This window comes from Isoptericola sp. MSGPD8_1_ISO-PGPR-S23-394 (assembly GCF_058072785.1).
The window spans coordinates 2,770,688-2,793,384 of record NZ_CM176517.1 but is presented as its reverse complement, the minus strand read 5'-3'; the positions used below and the strand labels follow the sequence as shown (position 1 = coordinate 2,793,384).

General features: G+C 71.5%; 20 protein-coding genes and 1 riboswitch. Of the genes, 17 read left to right on the top strand and 3 right to left on the bottom strand.

Features of this window, described 5'->3' with window-relative positions:
- Positions 1–12: 12 nt before the first annotated feature.
- Positions 13–1,470: a helix-turn-helix domain-containing protein gene (locus AC3RJ8_RS12855; protein ID WP_489712995.1), complete on the top strand. Its 1,458-nt coding sequence runs from the start codon at positions 13–15 to the stop codon at positions 1,468–1,470.
- A 76-nt stretch (positions 1,471–1,546) separates the two neighbouring features.
- On the opposite strand, the gene arfA (AC3RJ8_RS12850) is transcribed toward AC3RJ8_RS12855, so the two are convergent.
- Complete coding sequence (gene arfA / locus AC3RJ8_RS12850) at positions 1,547–3,076, bottom strand: arabinosylfuranosidase ArfA (protein ID WP_489712994.1); 1,530 nt, start codon at positions 3,074–3,076, stop codon at positions 1,547–1,549.
- A 143-nt stretch (positions 3,077–3,219) separates the two neighbouring features.
- Here arfA (AC3RJ8_RS12850) and AC3RJ8_RS12845 point away from each other — a divergent pair, with 143 nt between their 5' ends.
- From AC3RJ8_RS12845 to AC3RJ8_RS12770, 16 genes are all read left to right on the top strand, one after another.
- Positions 3,220–4,236, top strand: coding sequence for a LacI family DNA-binding transcriptional regulator (locus AC3RJ8_RS12845; protein WP_489712993.1), 1,017 nt, complete (start codon positions 3,220–3,222; stop codon positions 4,234–4,236).
- A gap of 183 nt (positions 4,237–4,419) precedes the next feature.
- Complete coding sequence (locus AC3RJ8_RS12840) at positions 4,420–5,796, top strand: ABC transporter substrate-binding protein (protein ID WP_489712992.1); 1,377 nt, start codon at positions 4,420–4,422, stop codon at positions 5,794–5,796.
- A 73-nt stretch (positions 5,797–5,869) separates the two neighbouring features.
- Positions 5,870–6,847, top strand: coding sequence for a carbohydrate ABC transporter permease (locus AC3RJ8_RS12835; RefSeq protein WP_489712991.1), 978 nt, complete (start codon positions 5,870–5,872; stop codon positions 6,845–6,847).
- Positions 6,847–7,761, top strand: coding sequence for a carbohydrate ABC transporter permease (locus AC3RJ8_RS12830; protein WP_489712990.1), 915 nt, complete (start codon positions 6,847–6,849; stop codon positions 7,759–7,761). The genes AC3RJ8_RS12835 and AC3RJ8_RS12830 overlap by 1 nt, the downstream gene beginning before the upstream one ends.
- A 91-nt stretch (positions 7,762–7,852) precedes the next feature.
- The gene (arfA, locus tag AC3RJ8_RS12825; protein WP_489712989.1) at positions 7,853–9,364 is read left to right on the top strand and encodes an arabinosylfuranosidase ArfA; all 1,512 of its coding nucleotides are present in this window, start codon (positions 7,853–7,855) and stop codon (positions 9,362–9,364) included.
- The gene (locus AC3RJ8_RS12820; protein WP_489712988.1) at positions 9,334–10,476 is read left to right on the top strand and encodes an arabinan endo-1,5-alpha-L-arabinosidase; all 1,143 of its coding nucleotides are present in this window, start codon (positions 9,334–9,336) and stop codon (positions 10,474–10,476) included. Before arfA (AC3RJ8_RS12825) ends, AC3RJ8_RS12820 begins: the two co-directional genes overlap by 31 nt.
- A 48-nt stretch (positions 10,477–10,524) precedes the next feature.
- Positions 10,525–10,612: riboswitch (ZMP/ZTP riboswitch) on the top strand.
- Positions 10,613–10,657: 45 nt separating this feature from the next.
- Positions 10,658–11,941, top strand: a complete 1,284-nt coding sequence (gene glyA / locus AC3RJ8_RS12815; protein ID WP_489712987.1) for a serine hydroxymethyltransferase — start codon at positions 10,658–10,660, stop codon at positions 11,939–11,941.
- Positions 11,938–12,795, top strand: coding sequence for a bifunctional 5,10-methylenetetrahydrofolate dehydrogenase/5,10-methenyltetrahydrofolate cyclohydrolase (locus AC3RJ8_RS12810; protein ID WP_489712986.1), 858 nt, complete (start codon positions 11,938–11,940; stop codon positions 12,793–12,795). The genes glyA and AC3RJ8_RS12810 overlap by 4 nt, the downstream gene beginning before the upstream one ends.
- A gap of 64 nt (positions 12,796–12,859) precedes the next feature.
- Positions 12,860–13,726 (top strand): PPK2 family polyphosphate kinase, encoded by an 867-nt coding sequence (locus AC3RJ8_RS12805; protein ID WP_489712985.1) that lies wholly within the window; start codon positions 12,860–12,862, stop codon positions 13,724–13,726.
- A 75-nt stretch (positions 13,727–13,801) separates the two neighbouring features.
- Entirely contained in the window at positions 13,802–14,284 is a 483-nt protein-coding gene (locus AC3RJ8_RS12800; protein ID WP_489712984.1) for a VOC family protein, read from the top strand.
- A 58-nt stretch (positions 14,285–14,342) separates the two neighbouring features.
- Complete coding sequence (locus AC3RJ8_RS12795) at positions 14,343–15,161, top strand: exodeoxyribonuclease III (RefSeq protein ID WP_489712983.1); 819 nt, start codon at positions 14,343–14,345, stop codon at positions 15,159–15,161.
- Between the two features lie 170 nt (positions 15,162–15,331).
- On the top strand, positions 15,332–16,570 hold the full coding sequence (locus AC3RJ8_RS12790) for a Na/Pi symporter (protein ID WP_489712982.1): 1,239 nt from the start codon (positions 15,332–15,334) through the stop codon (positions 16,568–16,570).
- A 26-nt stretch (positions 16,571–16,596) separates the two neighbouring features.
- Positions 16,597–16,869: a hypothetical protein gene (locus tag AC3RJ8_RS12785; RefSeq protein WP_407318774.1), complete on the top strand. Its 273-nt coding sequence runs from the start codon at positions 16,597–16,599 to the stop codon at positions 16,867–16,869.
- 53 nt (positions 16,870–16,922) lie between these two features.
- On the top strand, positions 16,923–17,987 hold the full coding sequence (locus tag AC3RJ8_RS12780; RefSeq protein ID WP_489712981.1) for a permuted SH3 domain-containing protein: 1,065 nt from the start codon (positions 16,923–16,925) through the stop codon (positions 17,985–17,987).
- A complete protein-coding gene (locus AC3RJ8_RS12775) occupies positions 17,984–18,793 on the top strand; it encodes an ABC transporter ATP-binding protein (protein ID WP_489712980.1) in 810 nt (269 codons plus the stop codon). Before AC3RJ8_RS12780 ends, AC3RJ8_RS12775 begins: the two co-directional genes overlap by 4 nt.
- Positions 18,790–19,971: an ABC transporter permease gene (locus tag AC3RJ8_RS12770; protein ID WP_489712979.1), complete on the top strand. Its 1,182-nt coding sequence runs from the start codon at positions 18,790–18,792 to the stop codon at positions 19,969–19,971. Before AC3RJ8_RS12775 ends, AC3RJ8_RS12770 begins: the two co-directional genes overlap by 4 nt.
- Positions 19,972–20,043: 72 nt before the next feature.
- Here the strand turns inward: AC3RJ8_RS12770 and galK are convergent, their stop codons facing one another.
- Positions 20,044–21,282, bottom strand: coding sequence for a galactokinase (gene galK, locus AC3RJ8_RS12765; protein ID WP_489712978.1), 1,239 nt, complete (start codon positions 21,280–21,282; stop codon positions 20,044–20,046).
- A 251-nt stretch (positions 21,283–21,533) separates the two neighbouring features.
- Positions 21,534–22,697 carry a P-loop NTPase gene (locus AC3RJ8_RS12760; protein ID WP_489712977.1) on the bottom strand — a complete coding sequence of 388 codons (1,164 nt, stop codon included), beginning with the start codon at positions 22,695–22,697 and terminating at the stop codon, positions 21,534–21,536.

Sequence of the window (22,697 nt, the reverse complement as noted above, 5' to 3'; positions counted from 1 at the left end):
TCGGAGGAATACGTGACTCAGCAGGAAGCTCCCTCGAGGCCTCGCTACCGCGGTCGGCACCTGCCGATGGTGGCCGTGGTCGTCGCGGCCTTCATCGCCACCGCCCTGGCCTACAGCGGAATGGTCCTGTTCGGCCTCGAGGTCGCGAACATGGAGCCGCTCGAGGCCTACGCGCTCGCGGGCTTCCTCGAGGTGAGCCTGATCGCGGTCGCCCTCATGGCGCGCAACGCCGCCCTCGAGGGCCGCCCGTACGGGGTCCTGCTGACGCTGACCTGGATCCTGTCGGGGACCTCCGGCGTGTTCGCCGCCCTGCACGAGGTCGCCGTCCCCACGGCCAGCACCCCGTACATGGTGGTCTTCCGGTTCGTGCCGCCGCTCGTGGCGGCCATGATGTGGCACCTGGCACTGGTCGGCGAGCGTCATCTCGTCACGGGCCACACGCTCGACGAGCGTCGGCGCGAGCACCGGGTGCACCAGTACGTCACGGCCCTGGAGATGTGGCGCGACGCGCGCCTGGACAGCTCCGGCAGCCGACGCAGCACGAAGAAGATCCGCGCGGCGCACGAGCGGCAGCGCGCGGCCCGTGACCGCGCCCTCAAGCTGCTGACCGTGGAGGACTTCGAGCGCCGGATGCAGGTGTGGGTCGAGCGCCTGGAGGCCGCGGAGCGTCACGGCAGCCGGCTGGACACCATCGGAGCGAGCTCGGCGAAGCGCGGTACCGCCCGTGGGACGTTCGCCGTCGAGGACCTGGTGGCGGTCGCTGCCGACCGCCGCGAGGAGCCGGCCACCGCCGAGCCCGTCGTCGCCGCAGCCCCGGTCGCTGCCGAGCCCGTCCTCGAGCCGGTCGCCAGCGAGCCGGTCGCCAGCGAGCCCGACGTCGCGCAGACCGACGTCGCGCAATCCGTACCCGAGGAGGTCGCCACCGAGCCCGGTGCTGCGGAGGGTACGGAGCCGTTCGCCGAGGAGTTCGGCGCTGCGCTGGGTGGCGAGCCTGCGGGCACCGCCCCCGCGGACGAGGCGCCCGAGGGGCCGGCCGACGAGGCCCTCAGCGAGGCTCCGCAGCCGACGGAGCCGCTCCCGGAGACGGGGCACACCCGACGGGTCGAGGCCTTCGGGCTGAGCCGCCACGGCGACCAGACGGCCACCGGGGCGACGCCGCGGGTGCCGACCTGGTCGAACCTGCACGGGACCTCGGAGATCCCGGTCGTCACCGCGAGCGCTCAGGCCGACCGCCTGGACGCGTCGGGCGACCGGCCGGGGGAGACCGCGGTCGAGGGCGCGGGCGACGAGCCCACCTCCGGCCGCGACCAGCGCATCCTCGAGCTGGCACGCCAGGGGAAGAACCAGCGCGAGATCGCCGACGAGGTGCAGGCCTCCCGGTCGACCGTGAGCCGGGTGCTGCGTCGCTACGAGGACCAGAAGCCCGGCTCGGAGCAGGCAGGCGACGAGCTGGCGCTCGCCCCGGCCTGACCGTCGCCCGGACGACGGACCCGGGTCCGGACCGGCGGCCGCCGGCCCGGACCCGAGGGGTCCGTTCGTCGGCAGCTCAGAGGCGCGCGAACGTCCCGGCGAAGGCCGTCCACGACTCCGGTGCCAGCCGGACGGTCGTCGTACCGCCGCCGGTGGCCAGGACGGCGTCGGCGACGTCGACGGCCGACCAGCACGCCTCGGCGACCTTCGCCGCGTGCTCGGGGCCGTGGACGGCGCTCTCGTGGTCGGCGACCATCCGGTGGCCCTCGGCCAGGGACAGGGACGCCCCGACGTGGGCCAGGTCCACCTCGACGACGTGGTCCGACCGGTTGGTCAGGAACAGTCCCAGCGAGCCGTCGTCGTCCACGGTCGCCGCGGCCGTGACCGTCGGCGCCGTGCCGTGGCGCTCGGTCTCGTAGGACGCCGCCTCCACGCGGACGTCGAGCGCCGTGCCCCGGGCGAGCCGCGCCGTCGTCGCGAACGGGTGGAAGGTGGGCTGGCGCCAGGCCTCCCCGCCCGGCTCGGTCATGATCGGCGCGATGACGTTGACGAGCTGTGCCAGGGCGGCGACCGGGACGCGGTCGGCGTGGTTGAGCAGCGTCACGAGCAGGTCGCCGACGACGACCGCGTCGAGGCCGGAGTAGACGTCCTCGATGATCCGCGGGGCGTCCCGCTGGATCGGCAGGTTGGACTCGCCGGGGAAGCGCGTCTCGAGGTACCAGACGTTCCACTCGTCGAACGAGATGGTGATCTTCTTGTCCGACCGGCGCTCGGCGCCCACGGCGTCGGCCGAGGCGACCACGCGGTCGATGAACCGGTCCATCGCGGTGCCCGAGGCGAGGAACGAGGCCCGGTCGCCGTCGTGCTCCTCGTAGTAGGCGTGCATGGAGATGTGGTCCACCAGGTCGTACGTGTACGACAGGACGGTGCGCTCCCACGCGCCGAAGGTCTCCATCTGCATGGACGAGGAGCCGCACACGACGAGCTCGATCGACGGGTCGACGAGCTTCATGGCCTTGCCGGCCTCGGCGGCGAGCTTGCCGTACTCGTGGGCGTCCTTGTGGCCGATCTGCCACGGGCCGTCCATCTCGTTGCCCAGGCACCAGAGCCGCACCCCGTAGGGCTCGGTCCGGCCGTTCGCGATGCGCAGGTCGGCCCAGCGGGTGCCGGCCTCGCCGTTGCAGTACTCGACCAGCGCGGCCGCGGCGTCGACCCCGCGGGTGCCGAGGTTGACCGCCATCATCGGCTCGATGCCCTCGCGCTCTGCCCACTGCAGGAACTCGTCCGTGCCCACGAGGTTGGGCTCGACGGTCCGCCAGGCCAGGTCGAGGAACGGCTTGCGGTCCTCGACGGGGCCGACGGCGTCCTCCCAGACGTAGTTCGACACGAAGTTGCCGCCGGGGTAGCGGACCATCGGCACGCCGAGCTCGTGGACCAGGTCGGCCACGTCGCGACGGAAACCGTGCTCGTCGGCCTGTGCGTGGCCGGGTTCGTAGATGCCGGTGTAGACGGCGCGGCCGAGGTGCTCGACGAAGGAGCCGAACAGGCGCCGGTCGACGGTCCCTCGACGGAAGTCGGGGTGCAGGGTGATGCGGGCGTCAGCCATGGTTCTCGGTGTTCCTCTGTGAACGGGGTGCGGGTGTGCCGCCAATGGTTACAACGATGTAGAGTGAACCACGACAGTGCTGTCCGGCACCAGCGGAGATTCCGTGGCCTACGCTAGGGCGCGTTGAGCAGGAGGAATGTCACGTGGCAGTGACCATGCACGACGTCGCGCACCGCGCTGGCGTCTCCATCAAGACCGTGTCGAACGTCGTGAACGACTACCCGCACGTGCGCGCCGAGACGCGCCGACGCGTGCAGGAGGCGATCGACTCCCTCGGGTACCGCCTCAACACGACGGCGCGCAACCTGCGCCAGGGGCGGACCGGGATGATCGGCCTGGCGCTGCCGGAGCTCTCGCTGCCGTACTTCGCCGAGCTGGCCGACTCGGTCATGCGTGCCGCTGAGGAGCGGGGGGTCGTCGTCCTCCTCGAGCAGACGGGCGCCCAGCGTGAGCGGGAGCTGCAGGCGCTCGACTCGGCGCAGCGACGGCTGACCGACGGGCTGCTGTTCTCCCCGCTGGCCCTCGAGCCGGAGGAGACCGAGCGTCTGGAGGTTGACTACCCGATGGTCCTGCTGGGCGAGCGGATGTTCGGCCCGGTCGACCACGTGACCATGGCGAACGTCGAGGCCTCCCGGGCGGCGACGCTGCACCTGGTCGAACGCGGGTGCCGCCGGATCGCCGTCATCGGCGCCCATCCGGGCGAGACGATGGGGTCCGCCCGTCTTCGCTTCGACGGGTACCGCCAGGCGCTGGCCGAGGCCGGGCTGCCGTTCGACCCGGACCTCGTGGCCGACGCCGGTCTCTGGCACCGCTCCACCGGGGCGGCGGCCATGTCGCGACTGCTGGACGCCGGGACGGCGTTCGACGGGGTGTTCGGCATGAACGACGCCCTGGCCCTGGGCGCCCTGCACGTGCTGCACTCCCGTGGTGTCTCGGTGCCGCGGGACGTCGCGGTCATGGGCTTCGACGACATCGACGACGCCCGCTACTCGGAGCCGTTGCTGAGCTCCGTCGCGCCGGGGCGCGAGCAGATCGCCCGCACGGCCGTGGACATGCTGCTGGAGCGGATCGAGGGGTCGACGGTGGAGCCGCGCCGCGTGGTTGCCTCGTTCGAGATCGTCGCCCGGGAGTCCTGCCTGCTGGGACGAACCGTGCACTGAACGTCCCGCCGCCAGTGGTCGGTGACGAACCGGTCACGATGCGGAGGCGGGGCTTGCCCAGCGATATACAACGGTGTAAACATAGCCCTACTCCGATGTGCAACGTTGGAGAAGAGGGTGCCGGAGCGGGCATCCCTCGCTGGAGGCCAAGGCGGCCCCCGCGCACATCAAGGAGGAGTACACATGCGCATCTCACAACGCCGTGGAGCACAGGTCGCCGTGGCCGCGCTGGCGGCCGGAGCGCTGCTCACCGCCTGCTCGTCGGACGGTTCCGGCGAAGGCGGCGACGGAAGCACGGAGGCAGCGGGCGGCGACGCGACCTGCACCAACGAGGTCGTCAACCCGGACGCCACCCAGGTCTCCGTGTGGGCCTGGTACCCCGCGTTCGAGTCCGTGGTCGACCACTTCAACGAGACGCACGACGACGTCCAGGTCTGCTGGACGAACGCCGGCCAGGGTGCGGACGAGTACAACAAGTTCTCGACCACCATCGAGGCCGGTTCCGGCGCGCCGGACGTCATCATGCTCGAGTCGGAGATCCTGCCGACCTACACGATCCTGAACTCGCTCGCCGACCTGTCGGAGTTCGGCGCCAACGAGCTGGAGAGCCAGTTCACCACCGGCGCCTGGTCCGATGTCGTCAGCGGCGACTCGGTCTACGCCGTCCCCGTCGACGGCGGCCCGATGGGCATGCTGTACCGGGCCGACATCTTCGAGGAGTACGGCGTCGAGGCGCCGACGACGTGGGACGAGTTCGCCCAGGCGGGCCAGGACCTGCGTGACGCCGGCTACGAGGGGTACATCACCAACTACCCGACCAACGGCAACGCGATGAACTACGCGCTGTTCGCGCAGAACGGGTGGACGCCGTTCGAGTACGACGCCGCGAACCCGCAGGAGATCGGCATCGACGTCGCCACGCCGGAGGCGGAGCAGGTCCTGTCGTACTGGAAGGACCTGATCGACGAGGGCCTCGTGTCCACGGACGACGCGTTCACCTCGGACTACAACACCAGCCTCGTCGACGGCACCTACGCCGTCTACCTGGCGGCCGCGTGGGGCCCGGGCTACCTCCAGGGGCTGTCCGACGCCGACTCCGAGGCCGAGTGGAAGGCCGCGCCGCTGCCGCAGTGGGACACGAACGACCCCACCCAGGTCAACTGGGGCGGCTCCACCTTCGCGGTGACCGAGCAGGCGTCCGACAAGGAGGCCGCGTACACGGTGGCGTCCGAGCTGTTCGGCAACATGGACGCCTGGGAGCTCGGCATCGACGAGGCCGCGCTCTTCCCGCAGTGGAACGAGGCGCTCGAGTCCGACTTCTTCGTGAACAAGGAGTACGAGTTCTTCGGCGGGCAGCAGATCAACAAGGACGTGTTCCTCGAGGCCGCGAACGGCTACGAGGGCTTCTCCTTCAGCCCGTTCCAGGTCTACGCCTACGACCAGCAGACGCAGGCGCTGTTCGACATGGTGGAGTCCGGTGGTGACGCCGCCACCACGCTGCAGACCATCCAGGACGCTCTCGTGTCCTACGCCCAGCAGCAGGGCTTCACCGTCAAGTGACCGACGGGTCGCCGGCCCGGGTCACCGGGCCGGCGACCCCTCCGTCCGGTCAGGATCGCGCAGGGAGTAGACCATGACAACGTCGTCGGCAGCAGTCGACCGAGGCACCGGACCCGCCACCGCGGGCGGGCGGGGCACAAGACCCCGCCGGACGGCCTCGACCAGCACCATCGACAGCAAGCGGCAGTGGTGGGGATGGCTCTTCGTCGCCCCGTTCACCGTCGTGTTCCTGCTGTTCCTCATCATCCCGCTCGGCTATGCGTTCTGGATGAGCCTGCACAACAAGGGGCTCGCGACCGGCGGCGAGTCCGTCTTCGTCGGCGCCGACAACTACGTGCGGGCGTTCACCGACCCCGTCTTCCTCGAGGGCTTGCTGCGGGTCGCCAAGTTCGTGGCCGTCATGGTCCCGATCCAGATCGGCCTGGCGCTGCTGTGCGCCCTGGTGCTGGACACCCTGGCGACCCGGTTGTCCAAGGCGTCGCGGCTGCTCATCTTCGTGCCGTACGCGGTCCCCGCGGTCATCGGCGCCCTGATGTGGGGCTTCCTCTACAGCCCGCGGTTCGGCCCGGCCACCGACCTCTTCGGACTCTTCGGCATGACCGCGCCGAACTTCCTCAGCTCGTCGATGATCTTCACCTCCCTGGTCAACATCGTGACCTGGCAGTGGGTGGGCTACTACATGATCATCATCTACGCGGCGCTGCGGACGATCGACCCGTCGATCTACGAGGCCGCGCGCATCGACGGGGCGAACGGTCTCCAGACGGCGGTGCGCATCAAGGTGCCGATGGTGTCGTCGTCCATGGTCATGGTCGTCGTCTTCTCGCTCATCGGCACGCTGCAGTTCTTCACCGAACCGACGGTGCTGCGGTCCGTGGCGCAGGGTGCGATCCCCTCGGACTACACGCCGAACATGTACGCCTACTCCCTGGCGTTCTCCTACAGCCAGTTCAACTACGCGTCCACGATCGCGTTCGCACTCGGCATCTTCGTGTTCATCGGGTCGTACATCTTCCTGTACCTGACCCGCAAGCAGAGTGGACTCAAGTGATGACTACGGACACCTCCACCAGCCCGGCCCCGACGAAGCGTGACCGCCGCCCTGGCACGGGTGCGAACGGCGGCCGCCGGATCGGCTCGCACGCCTTCCTGGTGCTCATGGCCCTCTACTTCCTCGTCCCCCTGTGGTTCCTCGTGGTCGGGTCCACCAAGACGAACAGCGGTCTGTTCGTCGGTTCCGGCGGGGCGCTGTGGTTCAACGACAACTTCTCCCTCGTCGAGAACATCCGGGGGCTCTTCGAGCACCAGGGCGGCATCTACTGGATCTGGCTGCGCAACTCCTTCATCTACGCGCTCGCCGGCGGCGTCGGTGCCACCGTGCTCGCGATCTTCGCCGGGTACGGTCTCGCGAAGTACCACTTCAGGGGGCGCACCGCATACTTCACCGTGCTGCTCGGGTCCGTCATGGTCCCGCTGACGGCGCTGACGATCCCGACCTTCGTGCTGCTGAGCGACATCGGCCTCATCAACACGATGTGGGCCGTCATCCTGCCGTCGCTGCTCAGTCCCATCGGGGTCTACCTCGTGCGGGTGTACTCCCAGGACGCGATCCCCAGCGAGATGCTCGACGCCGGGCGCGTCGACGGAGCCGGCGAGCTGCGGCTCTTCTTCCAGGTGGCCCTGCCGCTGCTGCGGCCGGCGATCGTCACGGTGCTGCTGCTGACCACGGTGTTCAGCTGGAACAACTTCTTCCTGCCGCTCGCCGTGCTGCGCGACACCGACCTGCTGCCCGTCACGGTCGGCCTCAACCAGTGGCAGGCCCTCTCGAACGCCAGCGCCGGCGGCGAGCAGGTCTGGAACCTCATCGTCACCGGTGCACTGGTCTCGATCATCCCGCTGATCGCCGCCTTCCTCGGCCTGCAGAAGTACTGGCAGGGCGGGCTCTCTCTCGGGTCGGTCAAGTAGACCGCTCCCTCCCAGCTCCCGGTGGGCACCGGCACGGTGCACACCGGGCTCCATCGTCGACCCCGCCATCCACCCCTCCACGGGAGGTCTCATGCTGCCCGCCACCGTCACCGTCGACCCGGCTTTCGTCGTCGGGCCCGTGCGTCGTCGTACCTTCGGCTCGTTCGTCGAGCACCTGGGTCGGTGCGTCTATACCGGTATCCATGACCCTGGTCATCCCACCGCTGATGCCGACGGGTTCCGCGGTGACGTCGTCGAGCTCGCCCGTGAGCTCGGGGTCTCGACGGTGCGGTACCCGGGTGGGAACTTCGTGTCCGGCTACCGGTGGGAGGACGGCATCGGACCGGTCGCGCAGCGGCCGCGGCGCCTGGACCTGGCGTGGCACTCCACGGAGCCGAACCTGGTGGGTGTCGACGAGTTCATGCGGTGGGCGCGCCGCACGGGCGTGGAGCCCATGATGGCGGTCAACCTCGGCACGCGGGGCGTGCAGGAGGCCCTCGACCTGCTCGAGTACTGCAACGTGCCCGGCGGGACGAAGTGGAGCGACCTTCGGCGGGCGAACGGTGCCCAGGACCCGTACCGCGTCAAGATGTGGTGCCTGGGCAACGAGATGGACGGGCCGTGGCAGATCGGGGCGAAGAGCGCCCACGAGTACGGCCGCCTGGCCACGGAGGCCGCGCGGGCGATGCGGATGATCGACCCGGACCTCGAGCTGGTGGTGTGCGGGTCGTCCAACTCGGGCATGCCGACCTTCGGCGCCTGGGAGCACACGGTCCTGACCGAGGCGTACGAGCACGTCGACCACGTCTCGGCGCACGCCTACTACTACGAGACCGACGGCGACCTGGCCTCGTTCCTCGCCTCCGCGGTCGACATGGACCACTTCATCGACTCCGTGGCCGCCACCGCCGACGCCGTGCGGGCCGCGGGCAAGCACAGCACGTCCATCAACATCTCGTTCGACGAGTGGAACGTCTGGTACCAGAAGCGTGCCGAGTCCCGCCCACCGTCGGGCGACGACTGGCCCATCGCGCCCGTGCTGCTCGAGGACCGCTACAACGTGGCCGACGCCGTCGTGGTCGGCAACCTGCTCATCAGCCTGCTGCGCCACACCGACCGGGTGCACGCCGCCTCCCAGGCCCAGCTCGTCAACGTCATCGCCCCGATCATGACCGAACCGGGTGGCCGGAGCTGGAAGCAGACCATCTTCCACCCGTTCGCCCTCACCTCGCGGCACGCCGCCGGGGAGGTGCTGCGCCTGGCCATCGACTCACCCGTGACCGAGACCGCCCGCTTCGGCGAGGTCGACGTGCTCGACGCGGTGGCCACGCACGACGCCGCCACGGGCGAGGTCGTGATCTTCGCGACCAACCGCTCCGCCACGGACGACGTCGTCCTGGACATCGACCTGCGCGGCTTCCCCGGGCTCGTCGTGCGCGAAGCGCTGACCCTGTCCAACCCGGACCACACCTGGACCGCCACCGCCGACGACGACACCACCGTGGCGCCGCGGCCGAACACGACCGCCAAGATCGCCGACGGCCGGGCCCGCGCCGAGCTGCCGCCCGTGTCGTGGACGATGATCCGGCTGGGCAGCGCGTGACGGCGGACGACCCGGCACCCGCGCCCCCGACGGCGGAGCCGCGCCCCGTGGAGCGGCGGCGCCGGCGTCGGGGGCGCGTCGTGGTCGCCGTGCTGGGTGTGCTCGCGATCGGTGCCGGGGTCTCCCTCGGCGTCGTCCGTCCCTGGGAGGGGTCGAGCGAACCGGTGGCGCTCGCCCTGGACGGCGACCTGTCCACGCACGACCCCGCCCTCGTCGTCGGCGACGACGGCGAACCCTGGTTCGTCTACTCGACGGGCGTGCCGAACAAGGCGCTCGGTGCCCCGATGGTCCACCGGTCCGACGACGGCGGGGCCACCTGGGAGGAGGCCGGCCCGGCCTGGTCGAGCGACGAGGACCCGCAGTGGGTGCGCGACCCCGACGGAGTCGCGGGCGTCAAGCATTACTGGGCACCCGAGCTCGTCGAGCACGACGGCACCTGGTACCTCTACTACTCGGCGTCGACGTTCGGCTCGAACACCTCGGCCATCGGGCTGGCGACGTCGCCCACCCTCGACCCCGACGACCCGACGTACGGGTGGACCCACCAGGGCCCGGTGTGGCGGTCGCAGGCGGGGGAGTCGTCGTACAACGCGATCGACCCCGGCGTGGTCGAGGACGAGGACGGTGAGCCGTGGTTGTTCTTCGGGTCGTTCTGGGACGGCATCCACGCCGTCCCGCTCGAGTGGCCCTCGGGGACGCCCGTCGCCGGTGCCGACCCCGTGCTGGTGGCGAGCCGGGGCGACGGGGAGAACCAGATCGAGGCGCCGTACGTCGTCGAGCGCGACGGCTGGTACTACCTGTTCGTCTCCTGGGGGAAGTGCTGCTCGGGCGTGAGCTCCACGTACTCGATCCACGTGGGCAGGTCGCGCGACGTCACCGGGCCGTACCTCGACGCCGACGGGCAGGACATGGCCGACGGCGGCGGGACGCTCGTGCTGGGCTCGGACGGGCCGATGATCGGGCCGGGCGGGCAGTCCGTCTCGCAGGGACGCCTCGGGTACCACTTCTACGACGGCGACGCCGAGGGGCTGCACCGGCTGGCGATCCAGGAGCTGGGCTGGTCGCGCGGCTGGCCCGTCGCGACGACCGAGGTCCCCGCCTCGCCGGGGTAGACCCGGGCCGACCGGAGGGCTGACCCGCCGACGACCCATCGGCTAGGATCGACGCGTCGCGACTGGCGTACAGGTGGATCACCACCGGGGAGCGACGCGCTGTGCTGACGACGGGTCGGTCGCCTGGGCCCGGTCGGTAACGACAACCCGTGCAACCGCCGACACAGCAGGAGACGCCGCCATGAGCGCACCCGACCCCACGTTCAACGCCCCTCTGGCCGAGGTGGACCCGGAGATCGCCGCCGTCCTCGACGGCGAGCTGGCCCGCCAGCGCGACACCCTCGAGATGATCGCGTCGGAGAACTTCGTGCCGCGCGCCGTCCTGCAGGCCCAGGGCTCCGTCCTCACCAACAAGTACGCCGAGGGCTACCCCGGACGCCGCTACTACGGCGGCTGCGAGCAGGTCGACGTCGCGGAGAACCTGGCGATCGCCCGCGCCAAGGAGCTGTTCGGCGCCGAGTACGCGAACGTCCAGCCGCACTCGGGCGCCCAGGCCAACGCGGCCGTGCTGCACGCCCTGATCAACCCGGGCGACAAGATCCTCGGCCTCGAGCTGGCCCACGGCGGCCACCTGACGCACGGCATGAAGATCAACTTCTCGGGCAAGCTGTACGACGTCGCCGGCTACGGCGTGGACCCGGAGTCCCACCGCATCGAGATGGACGAGGTGCGCAAGCGCGCCCTCGAGCACCGCCCGGACGTGATCATCGCCGGCTGGTCCGCCTACCCGCGCCAGCTCGACTTCCCCGCGTTCCGAGAGATCGCGGACGAGGTCGGCGCCAAGCTCTGGGTGGACATGGCGCACTTCGCGGGCCTGGTGGCCGCCGGGCTGCACCCGTCCCCGGTGCCGCACGCCGACGTCGTCTCCTCGACCGTCCACAAGACGATCGGCGGCCCCCGCTCCGGCTTCATCCTGGCGAAGGAGGAGTACGCGAAGAAGCTGAACTCCGCGGTCTTCCCCGGCCAGCAGGGCGGTCCGCTCATGCACGTCATCGCCGGCAAGGCCGTGGCGTTCAAGCTGGCGGCGTCGGACGCCTTCAAGGAGCGCCAGGAGCGCACCCTGCGCGGTGCCCGGATCATCGCCGAGCGGCTGTCCCAGGCCGACGTCGCCGGCACCGGCGTCTCGGTGCTGACGGGGGGCACCGACGTCCACCTCACGCTGGTCGACCTGCGGAACTCGGCGATGGACGGCCAGCAGGCGGAGGACCTCCTGCACTCGGTCGGCATCACCGTCAACCGCAACGCCGTCCCGTTCGACCCGCGCCCGCCGCGCGTCACCTCCGGCCTGCGCATCGGTACCCCGGCGCTGGCCACCCGTGGCTTCGGCGACGAGGAGTTCACCGAGGTCGCGGACATCATCGCGGCCGCGCTGCGCGACGGCGAGGGCGCGGACACCGCGGCCCTGTCCGCCCGCGTCGAGAAGCTCACGGCCGACTTCCCGCTGTACCCGGAGCTGCAGCAGTGACCGCCCGCATGCTGCCGGGCAAGCCGGTCGCGGAGGCCGTGTTCGCCGACCTCGCGCCGCGGATCGAGGCGCTCGTCGCCGCCGGTCACCGGCCGGGGCTCGGCACGATCCTCGTCGGGGACGACTCGGCGAGCGCCGGCTACATCCGGATGAAGATGGACAAGGCGACCGAGCTCGGTTTCAGCTCGCCGCACATCCACCTGCCGCAGGAGGCCTCCCAGGCGGACGTCCTGGCGGCCGTCCGGGAGATGAACGACGCCGACGACGTCGACTCCGTGCTCATCCAGCACCCGACGCCGCCGCAGATCGACTTCGACGCGGCGCTGCTCGCGCTCGACCCCGACAAGGACGTCGACGCGCTGCACCCGGTGAACATGGGACGCCTCGCGCTCGGGATGCCGGGACCGGTGCCCGCGACGCCGGCGGGGATCGAGACGCTGCTGGCGCACTACGAGATCCCGGTGTCTGGGCGCGAGGTGTGCATCCTCGGGCGCGGCACCACGCTCGGCCGCCCGCTCGCGCTGCTGCTCTCGCAGAAGCGGCCGACGGCGAACGCGGCCGTCACCGTGGTCCACACCGGGGTGCCGGACTGGCCGGAGTACACCAGGCGGGCCGACATCGTCATCGCGGCCGCGGGCGTGCCGGGCATCCTGCGCCCGGAGCACCTCACGCCGGGCGTGACGGTCGTCGGCGGCGGCGTCCGCTACGAGGGGCGGCGGCTGCTGCCCGACGTGGACGAGTCCTGCGAGGAGGTCGCCGGCGCGATCACCCCGCGGATCGGCGGCGTCGGACCGACGACGATCGCCATGCTGTTCCGCAGCGCGGTGGAGGCGGCGGAGCGCTCGGTCGCCTGACCGCACCGGCGTCGGCCGTGCCGCACGGCCGACGCCGCCGCCCCGACCTTGCGATGATGACGGGATGACCGTGACACGCGAGGACCGCTGGACCGCTCACCCCGGCGAGCTGCTCCGGGTCGGGCAGGGCTTCCGCCTGGCCGACGTCGACCCGGACGCCACCCCGGGCTACGACGGTCGCAAGAAGCACGGCCGGTCCGACCTGCGCGCCGGGGCCGAGGAGCTGGCAGCCCTGCAGGAGCGCCTCTACGCCCAGAGCACCGTGAACGCGTCGACACCGGCCGTGCTGCTCGTCCTGCAGGCGATGGACTCCGCGGGCAAGGGCGGGATCGTCCGCCACGTCATCGGGGCCACGGACCCGCAGGGCATCCGGCTCAAGGCGTTCAAGAAGCCGACCGCCGAGGAGCTCGCGCACGACTTCCTGTGGCGGGTGGAGAAGGAGGTCCCCGAGGCAGGCTTCATCGGGGTGTTCGACCGCTCGCACTACGAGGACGTCCTCATCGGCGCCGTGCGCGAGCTCGCACCTCCGGGGGAGATCGAGAGGCGTTTCGGCGCGATCAACGACTTCGAGAAGCGGTTGAGCGATTCCGGGACGAGGGTCGTCAAGGTGATGCTCCACATCTCGTCCGAGGAGCAGAAGGCGCGTCTCATGGAGCGGCTCGAGCGGCCGGACAAGCACTGGAAGTACAACCCGGGCGACGTCGACGAGCGGCTGCTCTGGCCGCGCTACATGGAAGCGTTCCAGACGGTCCTGGACCGGACGTCGAGCGACCACGCACCGTGGCACGTGGTGCCGGCGAACTCGAAGTGGTACGCGCGGCTCGCGGTCCAGGCTCTGCTCGTGACCGCCCTGGAGGACATCGACCCCCGGTGGCCCGCGGTGACCACCTATGACCTGGCGGCCGAGAAGCGGCGGCTCGCGGCGACCTGAGCACCGATGAGTACGGCGGACCGCCGCCGTCGTACCTCCTGAGACCCCGACCCGCGGGGCCCAGGAGGGAGCGACATGGTCACCGTGAGACCGCACCTGTGGTTCGCCGACGACAACGCCCACGAGGCCGCCGACTTCTACGCCGAGCACGTCCCCGACTCACGCGTCGGCAAGGTCCTCAGAGCGCCCGAGGGTGTCCCCGGCGCCACGGCGGGTGAGCCGTTCATCGTCGAGTTCACCGTCTGCGGCATCGACGTCGTCGGCCTCAACGCCGGGCCGGACCTCCGGCTCGACGAGGCCTTCACCTTCTACCTGCTCTGCGACGGCCAGGACGAGGTCGACCACTACTGGGACCTGTTCACGGCCGACGGCGGCGAGCCGGGCCCGTGCGGGTGGTGCACCGACCGATTCGGCGTGAGCTGGCAGGTCATCCCGCGCCAGCTCGAGGAGCTGTGCGGCGACTACTCGACCGCGGCGAACCTGCGGGCGATGCAGGCGATGCTGAAGATGTCCAAGATCGACGTGCCCACGCTGGAGGCCGCGTACGCGGGCAGGTGACGTCCCGGCAGGGTGACGTGACGTGCGCCGCTGACGACTGTCGGAGGCGTGTGGTGGTATGGCCGGCGTGCTGACCATCGCCACCGCCAACGTCAACGGGATCCGCGCCGCCTTCCGCCGCGGCATGCACGACTGGATCTCCCGCCGCTCGCCGGACGTCCTGCTGCTGCAGGAGGTCCGGGCCCCCGACGCGCTCGTGCGCGACTACCTGGAGGGCTGGCACGTCGCGCACCTGCCGTCCGAGCTCAAGGGACGGGCGGGCGTCGCGGTCGCGTCGCGCCTGCCGCTCACCGCGGTGCGCGGCGGGCTCGACCTGCCCGACGGCGGCCAGGAGCCGGACGTCGACACCGGGCGCTGGCTCGAGGCGGACCTCGTCCTGCCCGACGGCGGGTCCCTTACGGTCGTGTCCGCCTACCTGCACTCGGCCTCGAACGCCCCCGGCCAGGAGCACACCCTGGTGGCCAAGTACGCCCACCTGGACCGGGTCTCCGCACGGCTGGCCGAGCTGGCGGTGGGCGACGTGCCGGCCCTCGTCGCGGGCGACCTGAACATCGCGCACCGCGAGGTCGACATCGCGAACTTCAAGGGCAACCGCAAGAGCGCCGGGTTCCTGCCCGAGGAGCGTGCCTACGTCGACCGCTGGCTCGACGGCGGGTGGAGCGACCTCGGACGTGCCCACGGTGGCGACGGTCCGGGCCCGTACACGTGGTGGACCTGGCGCGGGCAGGCGTTCACCAACGACCGGGGCTGGCGCATCGACTACCAGCTCGCGAACGAGTCGCTCGCGGGCCGGGCGGTGAAGGTCGAGGTGGACCGGGCGCCGTCGTACGAGGAGCGGTGGAGCGACCACGCCGCGGTGGTCGCCACGTACGCCTGAGTGGCGGTGCGCAGGTGTGAGGTGAACGTGTGATGCACGAGACCGTGCGCGTTCATCTTCTGTTCACCTGAGGTCCGTGATGACGTCATCCGGCCCTGGTTGTCTCGGAGGAGCAATGACGAGTGGTGGCCGCCGTCGGGGCGGTCACCTCCATCTTCACGGGAGACTCCATGACCGACGTCCTGCCGCAGGCGTCCGTGACCTCCGCCGCACCGGCCGGTACCACCGACCGCGAGGTGCGGCTGGTCAGCCCGTTCGAACGCCTGGGACTGTCGGGCCGTGCTCTGCGCACCGCGAACTGGCTCGGTGTCGTCGTCGGCGTCTACGTCCTCATCACCGCGGTCGAGCTCATCGGCTCCGGCTTCAAGGTGGCCACGGGGGACACCGCCGAGTCGTTGTTCGCCTTCGCGTCGAACCCGTTCGTCGCGCTCATGGTGGGTGTGCTGTTCACCGCGGCCACGCAGTCCAGCTCGACCACCACCTCCGTCACCGTCGGGCTGGTCGCGGGCGGTCTGCCCATCAGCATCGCGATCCCGATGCTCATGGGCGCCAACATCGGCACCACGCTGACCAACACGCTCGTGAGCCTCGGCATGGTCCGCGACAAGGAGAGCTTCCGGCGGGCGTTCTCCGCGGCGACGGTGCACGACTTCTTCAACCTCATCGCCGTGGCGATCTTCCTGCCGCTCGAGCTGGCGACCGGGTTCCTCGAGAAGTCCTCGGCCTGGCTCGCGGACGCGACCTCCGGTTCCGACGGCGGGTTCGTCGCCACGGTGTTCTCCGGGCTCGGCACCGCCGTGGACGCGGTGACCCAGCCCCTGGCAGACGCGCTCGCCTGGTCGACGTCGTTCCTGCCCGGCGCCTGGCACGGCGTGGCGATGATCGTCCTCGGGATCGCGCTGATCCTGCTGGTCATCAACTGGCTCGGCCGCCTGCTCAAGGTCCTCATGGTCGGACGGGCCGCCGAGGTCTTGCACTCCTCCGTGGGACGGGGGCCGCTCACCGGCATCGCCAGCGGTGCCGCGATGACCGTCATGGTGCAGTCCTCCTCGACGACGACCAGCCTGATGATCCCGCTCGCGGGATCGGGAACTTTCAGCCTCAAGCAGATCTACCCGTTCACCGTCGGTGCGAACATCGGCACCACCATCACGGCACTGATCGCCGCCTTCGCCTTCACCGGGGCGGAGGGCACGCTGGCCCTGCAGGCGGCGTTCGTGCACGTGCTGTTCAACGTGTTCGCGGCGCTCGTCGTCTTCGGTCTGCCCCTCCTGCGCCAGCTCCCGCTGCGTGGCGCGACCTGGCTCGGTAATGTCGCCGCCACCAACAAGCTGTGGGCCGCGGCCTGGGTGCTGGGCGTGTTCGTCGGGATCCCGCTGGCACTCATCGGCGTCACCGCCGTGCTGTGAGCCCGCACGGATGGGGAGGGAACCCCATGACGAGCGGGAAGCCGGAGGACGCGGCCGCGGTCGAGCGCGAGCTCGAGCGGATCGTCAGCGAGGCGGAGGCCAAGCTCGCCGAGGTGCGGCGCGAGCTCGCCGAGCGGCGTCGTCAGGACGCGCAGCACGCCGAGATCGACCGCCTCGAGGAGCACCTGGCCAACGCCACCGTGCGGTGGGAAGAGGTGCGCTCCTTCTTCGACGACGTGCTCGCCCAGCTGCGACGCGGCGACGCCCGCGAGGACCCGTCGGGCGAAGTGTCCGAATGATCCGGTGAGGCGCTAGGCTCCGTCCTCGACAACGCATCGTCGCGAGGAGCATCGTGGGCATCACCCGCCAGTACGTCTTTCCTGCTCTGCGGATCGTCATCTGGGCCGTCATCGCCGCCGCCCTGGTCAAGATCGCCTTCACCGGTGCCGAGCTCGACCCGCCCGACGCCCTGCAGCCCACGGGCGAGGCCACCGAGTCGGTCATCGAGGTGAGCTCGGGAACCGTGACCAACGCCGTCACCGTCCCGGCTTCCGTCGTGGCCGACGCCGCCGTCCCGGTGCGCTCGACGGGTGTCGGCAAGGTCTCCGAGATCATGGTCGACGGCGGGCGCGTGGCCAAGGGCGACGAGATCCTGCGGGTACGCCTCGAGGAGCCCCGCGAGCCCGTGGTCACCGTGGACCCGGAGACCGGCGAGGAGACCGTCGAGGAGCAGTGGCCCAAGGTCACGATCACGACCGTCGAGGCGCCGCGCGCCGGAACCCTGGACCTCACCGTGCTGAAGGACCAGGAGGTGTCCGTCGGCGAGGAGATCGGCACGGTCTCGCCCGGCACGCTGTCCGCACATGGCACGCTCACCGCCGAGCAGCAGTACCGGCTGATCGGTGCGTCGGACGACGCCCAGGTCACGCTCAAGGGCGGCCCCGCGCCGTTCACCTGCAAGAAGGTGACGGTCGGTGCGGGCGCCGGCGACGCCGAGACGGAGGCGGACGCGGGCGCCGCCACGGGCACCGTGACGTGCCGCATCCCGAAGAAGATCACGGCCTTCGCGGGCCAGGGCGCCGAGATCGTCATCACGAACGGCGACGCGCAGGACGTCGTCGTGGCCCCGATCAGCGCCGTGCTCGGCACCACCCAGTCCGGCAAGGTGTGGGTGGTCGACGACGCCGAGGGCGGCGAGCCGCGGGAGCAGGAGGTGACCCTCGGGCTGACCGACGGCGTCCAGGTCGAGGTCACCGAAGGGCTGGACGTCGGCGACCAGATCCTCGAGTTCACGCCCGTCGACGACTCCACCGAGGGCGGTGCGGTCGACTGCGACGACATGACGGCCTACGACGAGGCGGCGATGTCCGGCGACACGGCGACCATGACGGCGTTCGAGGAGACGTGCTTCGGATGACGCGTGCGCTCGTGGACCTGCGCGGCGTCACCCGCGACGTCGTGCTGCCGGACGGACGGGTGCTGCCGATCCTGCGGGGCCTGGACCTGAGCGTCGACGCGGGCGAGCACGTCGCGGTGGTCGGGCGATCGGGGACGGGCAAGTCGACCCTGCTGAACATCCTCGGGCTGCTCGACGCTCCCACGGCGGGGGAGTACCTGCTGGACGGCACGCCGGTGGAGCAGCTCGGTCAGCGGGCCCGCGCCCGTCGGCGCGGGGACGACTTCGGCTTCGTGTTCCAGCAGTTCAACCTGCTGGTGGGCCGCACGGCGCTGGCGAACGTCGCCGCGCCTCTGCTGTACGCGCGGGGCAAGGACTTCTGGACACGCCGTCGTCGAGCGGCCCGCATGCTCGAGAAGGTCGGCCTCGGGGACCGCTGGGAGACGATGCCGGACAAGCTCTCCGGTGGTGAGCAGCAGCGGGTCGCGATCGCCCGGGCGCTCGTCCGGACCCCTCGCGTCATCCTGGCCGACGAACCGACCGGTGCCCTCGACGTGGACACCGGCCGGGCGGTGATGAGTCTCCTGGAGGAGGCGGCGACGTCGACCGGTGCGGCGCTGGTCACGATCACGCACGATCTGGCGATCGCTGCCCGGGCGGACCGGCAGTACCGGCTCGACGCCGGCGTGCTCGCACCGATCGTCCTGGAGCCGGCCGCCGTCGTCGAGCATCCGCTGGGCGTCCCCGTGCCCGTCCCCGACGCCACCGCCGCACCGTCCGCGGCCCGGCCGGACGCCACGGGGGACACGACGGAGGCGGTCGCATGACGGGGCTCGTGGGGGCGGTCGTCGAGGCGTGGGACGAGCTGCGGATCCACAAGGTCCGCGTGCTGCTCGCCCTGGTCGGCGTGGCCGTGGCCGTCACCGCGATCACCGCGGTGACGGCGGCGGTGACGATGCTCAGCCAGGGGATGGCCGAGCAGAACGAACGCTGGAACGGTCGCGACACGACGTTGACCGCGTGGTCAACGGGTATGTCGGGCGGGTTGCAGGACGCCGCCGAGGTCGACGCCGCCGTCGACGCCGTCGCCGAGCGCTACGACATCAGCTACCACACGGTGGAGACCTGGGCGCAGCTGTCCGTCCACGGGGCGACGGGGTACGGTCCGGAGTTCGTCGTGGTCGACCCGGACTACGGGACGATCCTGCGCCGGCAGGTCGAGGACGGGCGCTGGTTCACCGAGCAGGACCCGGAGCGGCTGGCACCGGTGCTCGTCGTGAACCAGGCGTTCCTCGACAGCTACGCCGGTGGCGCGCACGTCGCGTCGCGGCCCACCGTGACGTTGCAGGGTGCCACCCCGGTGACGGCGTCGGTGATCGGCCGGCTACCGGTCGAGCACGCGCAGGAGGGGCCGCGTGCCTTCCTGCTGTTCGACCACGCGGCGCGCTGGTTCCCGGACGCGGTCGCGGCGGACAGCTACCGCTTCTGGGTGCCGCCGGAGTCGGCCGACGAGCTCGCGGCGGTGCTCGACCGCGACCTCGCCGCCGCGGGCGTACCGGTCTCGGTGGAGCCACCGTTCGACGACGGCTTCGCGCTCGACAGCGCCGCCCGGTGGGTCGTCCTCGGGGTCGGCGGGTTCGCCCTGCTCCTCGGCGGCCTCGGTCTGCTCAACATCGCCCTGGTGACGGTGCGGTACCGGATCCGCGAGATCGGCATCCGCCGGTCGTTCGGCGCGACCGGCGGGCGGGTTTTCTTCGGCGTCATGATGGAGTCCGTCGTGGCGACCACGGTGGCCGGCGTCGTCGGGGTCGTCGTGGCGGTCGCGCTGGTCAAGTCGATCCCCGTCGAGGCGGTGTTCGGCGTCGCCCTCCAGGACAAGCCGCCCTTCCCGCTGAGCGCCGCCCTCACCGGGATGGCGAGCGCCGTGGGCATCGGGGCGCTGGCCGGGCTGATCCCCGCCGTCTACGCCGTCCGGGTTCGCCCCATCGACGCGATCCGGTACTGACTGCCGCGGGCCGGTGACCCTGGTCGGACGTCCCGGCCGGGACGTCCGACCAGGGTCACCGACCTGCGGTCGTCAGTGCGCGGGGTCGGACGGCGGCGCGAGGAGGAACCCCGGCGCCGCGAGCCCGGCCTCGTCGAACGCCGTCTGCACGGCCGCGGTGACGCTGTCGACGTCGCGCTCCCGCACCAGCGCGATGGCCGAGCCGCCGAACCCGCCACCGGTCATCCGCGCACCCAGGGCGCCCGCGCCCAGCGCCGCCTCCACCACGAGGTCGAGCTCGCGGGCCGAGACCTCGTAGTCGTCGCGCAACGAGACGTGCGAGGCGTTCATCAGGGGGCCGACGTCGCCCACGCGCCCGCCGTGCACCAGGTCCGCGAACTCCTCGGTCCGGGCGATCTCCGTCACGACGTGCCGGACGCGGCGGCGCAGCACGTCGCCGTCGTCGTCGCTCGAGAGCGCCACGAGCTTGTCGAGGGCGACGTCGAGCTCCTCCGGAGCGATCTCGCGCAGCGACGAGACGCCGAGGACCTCGGCCGCGCGCTCGCAGGTGGCGCGGCGTTGCGCGTACTGCCCGTCGACGAGAGCGTGCTCGGCCCGGGTGTCCACGACGAGGAGGGTCAGGCCCGCGGCCGCGAGGTCGAACGGCACCCGGTCCGCGGACTCGAGCGCCGACAGTCCGGGTCGGCAGTCCAGGAGCAGGGCGTGCCCGGCCGAGCAGCGCAGCGAGGCGGCCTGGTCCATGCCCCCCGTGGGGGCTCCGGCGATCTCGTTCTCCGCCCGGACGCAGGCCGTCACGAGCTCGGCCCGGCCGGCGTCGTCGCCGGCCAGCCCGAGCGAGTGCACCGCGTCGAGGGCCACCGCGACGGCACACTCCAGCGCCGCCGAGGAGGACAGCCCGGCGCCGAACGGGACGCAGGAGTCGACGACGGCGTCGAAGCCGGTGACGTCGTGGCCCGCCTCGCGCAACGCCCACGCGACGCCGGCCACGTAGGCGCCCCAGCCCCGGGTGACTCCGGGGGTGACCTCGTCGAGCGACGTCTCCCACCGCTCGTCGGGGGCCTGGGCCGAGGCGAGGCGGACCAGGCCGTCGGCCCGGGAGCGCAGTGCGACGTAGGTGCGGTGGGGCAGCGCCACGGGCAGTGCCAGCCCGGCGTTGTAGTCCGTGTGCTCGCCGATGAGGTTCACCCGACCGGGCGCGGACCACACGCCGTCGGGGTCGCCGTCGTCCCCGAAGGCCTCGTCGAACAGGGTGCGGACGCGGGCGGCGCCGTCGTCGGCGGACCAGGAATCGAGCCACTGGGGAGACGTCATGGCCCCCAGTATGGCCGACCTGGTCGGTGCGTCGACCACCCGTCCCGCGCACCGGCCCCCGGGCGTTGTGGGTAGGAGATCTACGGTGTTGTCTCGGCCGGGGCGGCAGAATTCATGCCCACAACGACGAGCCGGCCGTCCGCCGGGCGCTGCGCCTCCGGCTCAGCCGAGCTATCGGTCGGCTGAGTCTGCGTCTTCGCGCCCGGCGAGCGCCTCGTCCCTCGGCCCGCACCGGGCGCTGCGCCTCCGGCTCAGCCGACGGGAGTGACGCCCAGCTGCCGCCCCGCGAGCCCGCGTTCGCGCCCGGCGAGCCGGCGCGCGACGTCGCGCAGCACCAGCGCACCGGGGGATTCGGGGTCGCTCAGCACGACCGGGGTGCCCTCGTCGCCCCCCTCGCGGACGGAGACGTCCAGCGGCACCTGGCCGAGCAGCCCCACCTCGGTGCCGACCGTCTCGGTGAGGCGCTCTGCGACCCGCGTGCCACCGCCGGAGCCGAAGATCTCCAGCCGGGTCCCGTCGGGCTGGGCCAGCCACGACATGTTCTCCACGACGCCGACGACGCCCTGGGACGTCTGGGTGGCGATGGACCCGGCACGCTCGGCCACCTCGGCCGCGGCGACCTGGGGAGTCGTCACCACGAGGATCTCGCTGCCCGGCAGGAGCTGGGCCACGGAGATGGCGATGTCGCCGGTGCCGGGCGGCAGGTCGAGCAGCAGCACGTCCAGGTCGCCCCAGAACACGTCGGCCAAGAACTGCTCGAGAGCGCGGTGCAGCATCGGGCCGCGCCAGACGACCGGCTGACCGGCCGGCACGAACATGCCGATCGAGACCACCTTGACGCCGTGCGCGATCGGGGGCAGCAGCATGGAGTCGACGCGGGTCGGCTGCCGGTCGACACCCAGCATCCTCGGGATCGAGAAGCCGTAGATGTCGGCGTCGAGCACACCCACGTTGAGCCCGTCGGCGGCCATCGCCGCCGCGAGGTTGGCCGTCACGGAGGACTTGCCGACGCCCCCCTTGCCGGAGGCGACGGCGAAGACCTTCGTCAGGGACCCGGCCTGGGCGAACGGGATGACCGGGTCGCCTGCACCGCCACGGAGCTGGGAGCGCAGCGACTTGCGCTGCTCGGGGGTCATGACACCGAGGTCCACGTCGACGGTGCCGACCCCTTCGACCCGCGCCGTCGCGGCCGTCACGTCGCGCACCAGCGTCGACTTCATGGGACACCCGGCGATCGTCAGGTCCACACCCACCGTGACGTGCGCGCCGGAGCCGGGGTCCGCGACGCTCGCGGCGTCGACGGTGACCGACCGGATCATGTTCAGCTCGGTCAGGGGGCGGCGGATCTCGGGGTCGACGACGGCGGACAGCGCGTCCCGGACGCGTGCCTCGAGGTCGGGGGTGGGTGACGCCAT